10 protein-coding genes are annotated in these 9,799 nt (G+C 59.9%); 5 read left to right on the forward strand and 5 right to left on the reverse strand.

What is annotated here, in order from left to right:
* The first annotated feature begins 39 nt into the window (after window positions 1-39).
* A complete protein-coding gene (locus NW837_RS00940; protein WP_414328856.1) occupies window positions 40-219 on the forward strand; it encodes a hypothetical protein in 180 nt (59 codons plus the stop codon).
* A 166-nt stretch (window positions 220-385) separates the two neighbouring features.
* On the opposite strand, the gene NW837_RS00945 is transcribed toward NW837_RS00940, so the two are convergent.
* On the reverse strand, window positions 386-2,215 hold the full coding sequence (locus tag NW837_RS00945; protein WP_414328857.1) for a DUF1565 domain-containing protein: 1,830 nt from the start codon (window positions 2,213-2,215) through the stop codon (window positions 386-388).
* Between the two features lie 165 nt (window positions 2,216-2,380).
* On the opposite strand from NW837_RS00945, the gene NW837_RS00950 reads away from it, so the two are divergent.
* The 3 genes from NW837_RS00950 to ald all read left to right on the forward strand — a co-directional run bounded on the left by NW837_RS00950 (window position 2,381) and on the right by ald (window position 6,090).
* Window positions 2,381-3,604 (forward strand): pentapeptide repeat-containing protein, encoded by a 1,224-nt coding sequence (locus NW837_RS00950; RefSeq protein ID WP_414328858.1) that lies wholly within the window; start codon window positions 2,381-2,383, stop codon window positions 3,602-3,604.
* Window positions 3,605-3,712: 108 nt separating this feature from the next.
* Window positions 3,713-4,825 (forward strand): LptF/LptG family permease, encoded by a 1,113-nt coding sequence (locus NW837_RS00955; RefSeq protein ID WP_414328859.1) that lies wholly within the window; start codon window positions 3,713-3,715, stop codon window positions 4,823-4,825.
* Window positions 4,826-5,001: 176 nt separating this feature from the next.
* Window positions 5,002-6,090 carry an alanine dehydrogenase gene (gene ald / locus NW837_RS00960; RefSeq protein WP_414328860.1) on the forward strand — a complete coding sequence of 363 codons (1,089 nt, stop codon included), beginning with the start codon at window positions 5,002-5,004 and terminating at the stop codon, window positions 6,088-6,090.
* A 33-nt stretch (window positions 6,091-6,123) separates the two neighbouring features.
* Here ald and NW837_RS00965 read toward each other — a convergent pair whose 3' ends face one another.
* The 4 genes from NW837_RS00965 to rpsN all read right to left on the reverse strand — a co-directional run bounded on the left by NW837_RS00965 (window position 6,124) and on the right by rpsN (window position 9,244).
* Complete coding sequence (locus tag NW837_RS00965) at window positions 6,124-6,897, reverse strand: ABC transporter permease (protein WP_414328861.1); 774 nt, start codon at window positions 6,895-6,897, stop codon at window positions 6,124-6,126.
* Window positions 6,898-6,973: 76 nt separating this feature from the next.
* Complete coding sequence (locus tag NW837_RS00970) at window positions 6,974-7,810, reverse strand: ABC transporter ATP-binding protein (RefSeq protein ID WP_049749636.1); 837 nt, start codon at window positions 7,808-7,810, stop codon at window positions 6,974-6,976.
* 438 nt (window positions 7,811-8,248) lie between these two features.
* Window positions 8,249-8,881, reverse strand: coding sequence for a ribonuclease D (locus tag NW837_RS00975; protein WP_414328862.1), 633 nt, complete (start codon window positions 8,879-8,881; stop codon window positions 8,249-8,251).
* A gap of 57 nt (window positions 8,882-8,938) precedes the next feature.
* A complete protein-coding gene (gene rpsN / locus NW837_RS00980; RefSeq protein ID WP_011432985.1) occupies window positions 8,939-9,244 on the reverse strand; it encodes a 30S ribosomal protein S14 in 306 nt (101 codons plus the stop codon).
* A 195-nt stretch (window positions 9,245-9,439) separates the two neighbouring features.
* Between rpsN and NW837_RS00985 the strand changes: the two genes are divergently transcribed.
* Window positions 9,440-9,799, forward strand: a 360-nt coding sequence (locus NW837_RS00985; RefSeq protein ID WP_414328863.1) for a hypothetical protein, incomplete at its 3' end; no start/stop codon positions are given.

The raw sequence follows: 9,799 nt of genomic DNA on the forward strand, positions 1-9,799 counted from the left end.
ACAGAGATAGGCAGGATGCGATCGCTTCTTTCCTGAACCATGTTCAGGAGAGTTCAGCGTGAATGTATCAGCGACGAGTGGGGAACCACCTTCAGCTTGCGGGCGCGAGCCATACGTCTTGCTTTCAAACGGGGGTTGATCAACGCCCAACTGCTGGACGAGGAGGAAGTGCATTTGGATCACTGGCTCAGCCGCTACCGACTGGATCCGCTGGACTAGAGAGGGGGTGTTCGAGCCGTCATCGCTCTTGGCAAGCACTTGTAGTCAATTCCCTTGCCAGCGACCAAGGAGACTTGGGCTCAATGGCTGGCCACCCCGCCAAAGAACTGGGATCAAAGCTCCCTCGTACCGCTATGGAGAAGCAAGCCGGTAGGGTGGAGGGTCGCTAGCGGAAAATCATCTCGGCAACCGCCTCAAAGCCGGCATCCAACAGCCGATCCAAGACCGACTGGGCCTGGCTGCGACTGTCGTACAGGCCCGCCTGCAACACTGTTCTGCCGTTGAAAACCGTTTCCACCGCGTCGGGGATGAGCTGCCGCAATCGGTTCAAGTCATCGCTGCTCTTAGGGGTCACCAACACGCGAAATTGGGTTGCCGTTCGCGTTGGCGAAACGGAGTCGTTACCCACAGCAGCCACAGGGGGGGCAACTGGAGTTGTAGTGGGAGCAGAGGGAGTAGTTGGGATCCCTGCCGATGAGCGACGGGCCGGCGGGGGCAGAAGGGTGGTGATATCTGTGAGGGGAGCCGAGGGTGGCCTGGGAACAGGAGCTGCGGGGGCAGGGCCAACCGGCTGAGCAGGTGCGGTAGAGCCATCTGGCGTGAAGGGGACGGCAACAAACTCCTGCGCTTGGGGTTGAGTGTCCGCCGGCTGGGCAGGAACGTTGGGCAAAACGCGCCCCCCCGATCCCGATAGAGAGGCAACTGGGCTGGGATCCGTCGATTGCGGCACCGTCACAACCGGCAAGGTGGAGGGGGTCTCAGCCGCTGGCCGGGGATCCCTGGGAGTAGCCGGCTGGGACGGGGCACTGGGCAGAGCCAAAGTGCCAGGAGCAATGGGGCGGGGAGCGCTATCGGGAAGGGCGGCAACGGTGGTTTGACCGGACAGATCCAGATCCCCTTTGGCTTTGCCCCGCAGTTGGTTGCCGTTGGCATTGATGCGCAGGCCGCGGGTGGCGTTGTGGATGTCGTATTGGCCGTTGCCCTCAAAGATGTTGTTGCCGGGATCCGTGGCCGTGCCCAGATCCGGCTGGGCGTTGGTGATGGCAGTGAGGCCGGTCTCCAAGTTCTGGGCGATGAGATTGTTGCGCAGGATGGGCCTGGAGCTGCCCCCGACGATCACGCCGGTACGGTTCTGCAGGATGCGGTTGTTGCGCACAACAGGCGCCGAGCGTTGGTCGATGGTGAGGCCAAAGCCGGTCTCCTGGAACAGGTTATTGACGATGGTGGGCTGGGAGGTGCCCAAAACGGAAATGCCGTTGGCCCCGTTTTTATAGAAGCGGTTGCCCTCCACCCAGGGATTGGCAGCGCCAGCGATGAAGATCCCATCGTGGATGCTGCCCACAAAGCTGTTGTTGAGAATGCGCGGGGAGGCCGATTCGACCCAGAGGGCATAGCCGCGCCGCCCTTGGTTGCGCAGGGTAACTCCTCGCACTTCTGCGCCGGTTTCTGCCAGCAGAGCAACATTTTGTCGGCCTAGGGTCGGGCTCATGTAGGTACCGCCGCCGGTGATGAGATAGCCCTCTCCCAAGGTGGACTCGTCCCCACGCAAGGTGAGGCCGGCTTTCAGACGGATGGGGAAGGTTTCGCCGCTCTCCTCGCTATACACCCCGGGAAAAAGCTGAATGACGCTGCCAGCCTCAGCCCGCTGAATGGCATAAGTAATCGTCTTGAAGGGGTTATTGCGGGATCCATCCCCACGGGTATCGCTGCCGTTGGCTGCATCCACGAAAATGGCCGGGCGATTGTCCGGGAGCGGGGGAGCTTGAGGCAGGGTCTGCTCGCCGGTAATACCAGTGTCCAGGGAAGTTTGCGCCCAGCCAGGATCCAATTTGGCTGCTAGCAGTAAGGTGGTGCCGAGTAGCAGAGAGGTTGCCAGCCGCGTCAGCATTGCAGAACGATGGCGCTGCGCCCGCAGGCCGGGCAGGACTGCTGTAGATTGGTGTTCGCCGGATTTCTGCAGACCAATAGGCAGTAAGGACAATAAGGAAGAGATCATGGTGGTTATCCTCACACCAGGCTGGGCTAGAGAAGAAAGGCCGAGGTTATCCTACCAAACTGAGTAGGCGGGATCCTGCCCTATCCGCCAACTCCAAATACGGACTAACGCAGGCTTTTTTTGCAAGTCTAACACTAGCCCTAGAGTAACCTCCCTGCTTGCGCCATGACCTACAAAACCCTTGTCCCCGAACATCTGCCCCAAGAGCCGTCGCTGCTTGAATCCGGGATCCTGCTGTCTCCGGTCTCACCGTGGCAACCCCTGATTCATCTGCTGCTGTTGGGGATCCCGGCCTTCTTGCTGCTCTTGGGAAAGCTGATGGCTCAGCCGGTCTTGGGCTGGGGGGCGGTGCTGGCTTGGCTGGGCCTGGCGGGCTGGTGGGGGCGATCGCTTTGGGCTCAGATCGGGCGCCGTCTTTGGCAGTGGCTGACCACTTGGCCTCAATTGGCCTGGGCGGGAGTGGCCCTCAGCTTGGCCCTGATGGGAGGGGTTGCCGGGAGCGGGCTGTTTTCTGCCTTGGGATCCCTGAGTTGGGAAGCAATTGGGGCTTTGGGAGAAGTGTTTGGGGCCACAGGCCAAATCTTGATTGCCATCCTGGCCGCCTACATCGCCTGGCGGCAGTACATCATCTCCCGCGATCTCACCATTCAGCAGAATATCATCACCCAGCAGCAGACCATCGACGCCTACTTTGAAGGCATTTCCAACCTGGTCTTGTCTCCCGATGGGCAGTTGGACGATTGGCCCCTGGAGCGGGCCATTGCTGCCGGGCGCACGGCTGCTTTGTTGAACGGGGTGGATCGCTTCGGCAAAGCCAAGATCCTGCGCTTTCTCTCCACTGCCAATCTGCTCAGCCCTCTGCGGCGAGACGAACACCTGGGCCGACCCATTCTGGACGGCAAAGGGGGTTACCAGCGGGATCGCGTGAACGGCATCCGAGTGGTCAACCTGGGCACGATGCTGGAGGGAGCCGACCTGCATGGCACCCTGTTGCGAGCGGTGGATTTCAGCGAAGCCAGCCTGGAGCGGGCCAACCTGAGCGGCTGCGATCTCAGCCACACCAATCTGTGCGGAGCTAACTTGCGGAATGCCGACCTGCGCGGGGCCGATCTCTACCGCGCTTTGCTGTTTGTGGGATCCCCTCAGACGGCTTCCCCCGCTCAGCCGGGGCAAAAGCCGGATTTTAAGACCGGAGCCTACACCGGAGCTATCGTGGCAGGGGCAGATTTCCGCCAGGCTCGCCGCCTTTCCCCCGAACAGCGGGCCTACCTGGTCACCTGGGGTGCCGAGCTGGATCCCGCGTCCGAACCTCCCCTCAACTCTCCTCAGCCGCGTTTGGATCCTGCCGACAAAACAGAGTCGTTTCCCCCACCTGCCCCAAGCCCTTGAGCGAGAATAAATCGATAAGCCTGGTTCAGGGCTTTTGCCGCCGATTCTTCGGCTATTGCAACTCGCCTCTCCCTTGGGGAGAAGGGCGATCCCCTTCGATTCTCAAACATGGCACGGTTGCTCACCAAGTTCTGGCTGCTGGAGCGCTATCTATTTGGGCAGATGCTCACCCCAGTGCTGACCGGTGTTGCGGGGGGAACCCTGCTGCTGCTGGTGGGCCGACTGTTTACCCTGGCCGAGCGGCTGGTCGAGGGATCCGTCCCCCCCCTGACGGTGTTGCGCCTCTTGGTTTTGGATCTGCCGGAGATGGTGGTGCTGGGTATGCCCATTGCCGCCTTCTTTGCCACCATGCTCACCTTGGGCAAGCTGAGCGGCAACAGCGAGATCACCGCTATGCGGGCAGCCGGGATCCCGTTTAGCCGGATTTTCCGGCCCCTGCTGCTGGTGGGGTTGGCCATGAGCTTGAGCGCTTTTTTCATCAGCAACGTGTTGCTGCCGGCCAGTAAACAGCAAATCCGCCAGATCGATCAGCAAGCTTTGCTGGCCCAGGCCACCACCCCGGTGCAATACGATGTCTTTTTCAAAACCGAAGACAACCTCTGGTTCTTCATCCGCCAAGTGGATCCCCGGTTGAATACCATGCAAGATGTCACGATTTTGCGGGTGGATCCCTTGCCGGGAGGCAAATACCAGTTGGCGGAAGTGACCTTGGCCGCTCAGGCAGTGTGGAACGGACTGGAGTGGAGCCTGAGCGAAGGAGCAACCCACCTTTACGGCCCCACCGGTCTCAGTATTGCCGAGCAAACGTTTCATCGCAAGCCGCTGCAAGTTTCCCAGGATCTGGCTGCCCTGATGCAGCCGCCGGTTCCCCCCAGCGAGTTGAGCTTACCGGAGCTGGCGGAGCGGATTTCCCGCCTGGCCCGCTCCAATCTCAATACTCAGGCTCTGCGCACCGAGTTCCACATGCGCTTCTCCCTGCCCTTGGCCAGCTTTTTTGCCGTGCTGATTTCGCTCCCCCTGGGATCCAGCACTGCCCGGCGGGTGGGACGCTACGGGGGCGTCGTCTTCGGGATCCTGTTGGTGTTTGGCTACTACGTGGTTCTGAGCGTGTCTCGCAGCTTGGGAGAAGTGGGAGCCCTTCCCCCCTGGGCAGCGGCCTGGAGCTTCAACATCCTCTTCGGCGGCCTCGGCCTGCTGCTTTTGGCCCGCTTCTTGCGCTAGAGATCCACCCCAGCATCCGCCAGTCCTACGTTCTCGAAAATCTCCTGCAGAAGACAGGGATCAACTTCCCTTGCTTCTCCTTCCTCCGTCCCCTTACAAGGTAGGGATCAACAGGCCAGGGATCCCATTGCGGGGAGAGTCTGTCTAGACTGGAAAGCAGCCCTGCGGGGATCCCTATGCGAATTGGCGTGCCCAAAGAGATCAAAGAGCAAGAGTTCCGTGTCGGGCTGACACCGGCGGCGGTGCGGGCCTTAACCGAACAGGGGCATCAGGTGTGGGTGGAAACCCAAGCAGGCCAGGGGGCGGGCTTCACGGATGAGGACTACCAAAAAGCGGGGGCCAAGCTGGCTGTCACTCCTGAGGAGATCTACCGGCAGCAGTTGGTGGTGAAGGTCAAGGAGCCCCTGCCGGCTGAGTATTCTCTGCTCCATCCCGACCTTATTCTGTTCACCTATTTGCACTTGGCCGCCAGCCGCGAGCTGACCCAGGCGCTGTTGCAATCGGGGGCCACCTGCCTTGCCTATGAAACGGTGGAATTGGCAGATGGATCCCTGCCCTTGTTGATGCCCATGAGCATGATTGCCGGGCGGCTCTCGGTGCAGTTTGGCGCCCATTACCTCACCCGACAACAGGGGGGGCGAGGCGTGTTGCTGGGTGGGATCCCGGGGGTATCGCCGGGACGGGTGGTGATCCTGGGCGGGGGAACCGTGGGCACCGAGGCGGCCAAAATGGCCGTAGGCTTGGGGGCACGGGTGCAGATTTTGGACATCAACCTGCAGCGGCTGAACGAGCTGGAGCTGCTCTTTGGATCCCGTGTGGAGCTGCTCTACAGCACGGCCCAAAGCGTGGAAGAGTGTGTTCGCGAGGCCGACCTGGTGGTAGGGGCAGTGCTGGTGCCGGGAAGGCGGGCCCCGGTCTTGGTGGGAGAAGAGTTGGTGGCCCAGATGCGTCCTCGCTCCCTCATTGTGGATGTGGCGGTGGATCAGGGGGGGTGCATTGCTACCACACGGGTTACCACCCATGCCCAGCCGGTTTACGAAGCCCACGGGGTGTTGCACTACGGCGTTCCCAACATGCCGGGGGCTGTCCCCTGGACTTCGACCCAAGCGCTGGTCAACGCCACTCTCCCCTACATCCTCAAGCTGGCCAACCTTGGCCTGGCCGCTGCTTTGGAACAAGACTCGGCCTTGGCCAAAGGGCTCAACATCAGGGCAGGAAAGATCGTCCACCCGGCGGTGCGAGCCACCTTTCCAGACCTGGGCTAGCTCAGGCAGGGGTTGGCTCCCTGGGGAGAGATGCTACTGTCGCCAGGACAGGACATAGCGCTCCAAAGCCGCAAAAAAGGTGTAGAGCAAAATGCCCATAATGCCGAGGGCAGCCAAACCCGCAAAGGCCAAAGGCACATCAAAAGAAGAACTGGCCGACACGATCAGGTAGCCCAGCCCCTGGTTGGAAGCCACCGTCTCCGAGATCACCGAGCCGACAAAAGCAAAGGAGATGGCCACCTTCAACGAGGCAAACAGGTAGGGCATGCTGTGGGGTAGCCCCACCTTGGTGAAGATCTCCCAAGAGCTGGCCCCCAGCGAGCGCAGCACATCTCGCATCTCGGCTTCCACCGTCTCCAGCCCCACCGCCACATTGACTGCAATGGGGAAAAAGGCCAGCAAAAAGGCCGTGATCACCGCCGGGATCAGGCCCAAGCCAAACCAAATCGCCAGCAGCGGCACCAAAGCCACCTTCGGGATGGTGTTAAACCCCACCAGCAGCGGGTACAAACACAGATGGGCCAGGCGGGAGCTGCCGATGATCGATCCCAGCAATATCCCCCCCACCAAAGCCAGCGCAAAGGCCAGCAGCGTCGAAGTGAGGGTGGTTAGGGAGTGACGCAGAATCACCGGGCTCCATTGGTTCATGGCTGCGAGGATCTGGGTGGGCGCCGGCAGAATGAAGCGAGGAACGTTGAACAGCCCTACCCCCACCTGCCAGAGCACAAGGGTCAAAACGATGGTGACAGCGGGCAAGACCACAGAAGCCGTTTGGGTCTGCAAAAATCGGTCAAATGATTTTTTCATGGGATCCCTCGGCAGAAATGCGCGGTAACCTGTCCAGCAAACCTTTCCAGATTTTTTGGATCAAGGGCTCTTTGGCCTAATAGCTGCGCCGAATGTGCTGGCGCACTTCCGAGACCAAGCGGTGAAACTCGTCCGTCAGGCAGATCTCCAGCGGGCGTGGACGGGGCAGATCCACTTTGAGGGAAAAGATGATCTCGCTCGGTCGTGGCCCCATCACATAAATGGTATCGGAGAGGAAAACCGCCTCCCGCAAATCGTGAGTGATCAAAATGGCGGTGCAGCCGGTGCGCAGCCACAGCCGCTGCAACATTTCCCACATATCCTCGCGGGTAAAGGCATCCAAAGCGGCAAAAGGTTCGTCCAACAACAACAGCTCCGGCTGATGGATCAAAGCGCGGCACAGGGAAGCCCGCTGCCGCATTCCCCCAGAAAGCTGCCAAGGATAGGCTTTCTGAAAACCTTCCAAGCCTACGGTGGCCAGCAGCTCCAGCGCCGACTTCTCGTGCTGGGCCAGGTTTTGCTTGAAGGTGCGCTTGTAGGGCTCTACCACCTCCAACGGCAGCAACACGTTCTCCAGGGTTGTGCGCCAGGGCAGCAGCACCGGGTTTTGAAAGGCCATGCCCACACTCTTCAGGGGGCCGGCGATGGGCTGCAACTGAAAGTAGAGGGTGCCGCCATGGTCAGTGTTCAGGCCGGCCATCATCTTCAAAAGAGAAGTCTTGCCACAGCCGCTCGGCCCAACAATGGAGACAAACTCCGAGTGGGCAACAGAAAAGCTGACGTCGCGGATGATCGTGACTGGGGATCCCTTGGTGGGGTACTGCAGCGAGACGTGGCGCAACTCCAGAACGGGCTTGCCCGAAACAGCGGGGGAAGATAACCCACTTTGAACCACCCTCTGCGACTCCAACATTGACTCAACTCCAATGATTTTCATAGTGGCCCAAGTGAGGGCTGATCCCCCTGATCTAGACAGATGATGGCGGGAGCAATGAGGGTTGCAGGCCGGTTTATCTCGAGAAGCCCATTGGTACGACCAGCCCCATCCTCACTACATCAAAGAGAAGGGCGGCCAACTGTGTTGGCAGATACTTTATGCGCCGGTGACGTATCCCCATTTTCAGCTTCGGGAGAGGGGGGATCCCTGAGAATCCGGTCATCCAAAAGAATATGGTCATTTCGATGCAAACTAAGACACTGCACCCACACTAAAACGTTGGTCGCGTCGTCGCGCCAGCGTTGCGGAGCAATAATGCACGAAGCCAGAAAGCCTTTCTCAGTAGCCCTGGCGTCTCAACCTAACCTGAAACGACTATAACTATCTATAACTATCTATCAAATAAGACTCCGACTACTGATGTTCGAAGACGTTACTGAAGCCCAACAGATCCAGCTCTACCAAAGTAGGCAAATGTTGGAAACACTGCTGCGCCAACTCCCAGCGTTCTTCCCGCCGTAACATCTCCGCCAACTTGTGGCGCACCGGGATCAAATAGCGAACATCGTTGGCGGCATATTCCAGCTGTTCGGCGGATAGCGCGTGGACGGCTCCCCAATCGGAGCTTTGGGCAGTTTTGTTGAGTTCGACCCCGCACAGCTCGCTCACCACATCCTTGAGGCCATGCTTGCTGGTGTAGGTGCGGGCCAGTTTGCTGGCAATTTTGGTGCAAAAGACGGGCCACGCCCGGATCCCCAGGTGATAGCGCAGCATCGCCAGGTCAAAGCGGGCGTAGTGGAAAATCTTTTCAATGTTGGGATCCGTCAGCAGCCCCGCCAGAAGGGGGGCCTGCTTTACTCCACGGCTCAGCCGCAACAGCACCACCTCACCGGCGGAGTTGGCGATTTGCACCACGCAAAGCCTGTCCCGCTGCGGGATCAACCCCATCGTCTCCGTATCCACGGCCAAGTGGGGTTCCCCGGCCAGGGCCTTTGCCATTGCAGGGGTGAGATCTTCGTCGCAGAGCTGGAAAGGTTGCAGGCCCACTCAGGATCTCTCAAAAGGGTGTTTTGGCTGCATAACCAAGCGGCGAAGGCCAGGCAACTACCAGCTAGACTTGACCACACCTGGCAATAAGCCTCTGTGGGCCATTTCCCGCAGGCTGTTGCGGCACAGGCCGAAATCGCGGAAGTAACCCCGGGGACGCCCGGTTTTCCAGCAGCGGTTGCGCAGGCGTGTGGGCGAGCTGGCCCGAGGGAGTTTTTGCAGTTGGGCGTGCAGCTCCATGCGGGTGGCCTGGTCGATGTTGGGATCGGCCATGGCCGCTTTCAGTTGTTGGCGCTTCTCCCGATACTTCTCGACCAAGCGTTGGCGCTTTTTCTCCCGCTCGATCATGCTCTTTTTAGCCACGGCTCACTGTTTCCCCAGATTTTTCAGCTTTACTAGGATAACGAGGAGCAGCGGCTCCAAGCAAGGGGATCCCAGGCCCGCCCACGGCCATCCTCGCCAATGTTCATCCCTCTTTTCCGCTCTCCGTAGGATCCCTGAGGCCAGCCCCTCGGCTTGGGGGCAACCTACCTCTATAGGCGAGGTTGGTGTTGGGTGATGGCCATTTCCAGAGTGATCCCGTTTATCGCCACCAAGTTTAGGGTTTCCCCAGAGCAGATTGAGGCCACGCGCGTGATTCTCCACAAGCCGCCGGCTCTGTTGGCAGTGCTGAAGTCGGCCTCTCCACTGCCCAAAGAGGTTTTGCAGGATCCCAGTTTGGCCTATATCTATCCTGCCGCCTTCATTCAATGGTCGAAGTGCATGCATGGCTTGGCGGAGTGGGATACCGGTGCCGGCACTGAGCTACGCCGATTATGTGGCGCAACTGAAGCTGGCCTTCATGCCGACGGATATTGCCCTGAGCGGCCATTAGGGATCCCTTGGGTTGGCCATCCCATTTCGGAAGATGCGCCGGGA

The sequence above is a fragment of the Synechococcus sp. R6-10 genome (assembly GCF_047461815.1).
In the GTDB taxonomy this organism is placed as follows: Bacteria; Cyanobacteriota; Cyanobacteriia; order Thermostichales; family Thermostichaceae; genus Thermostichus.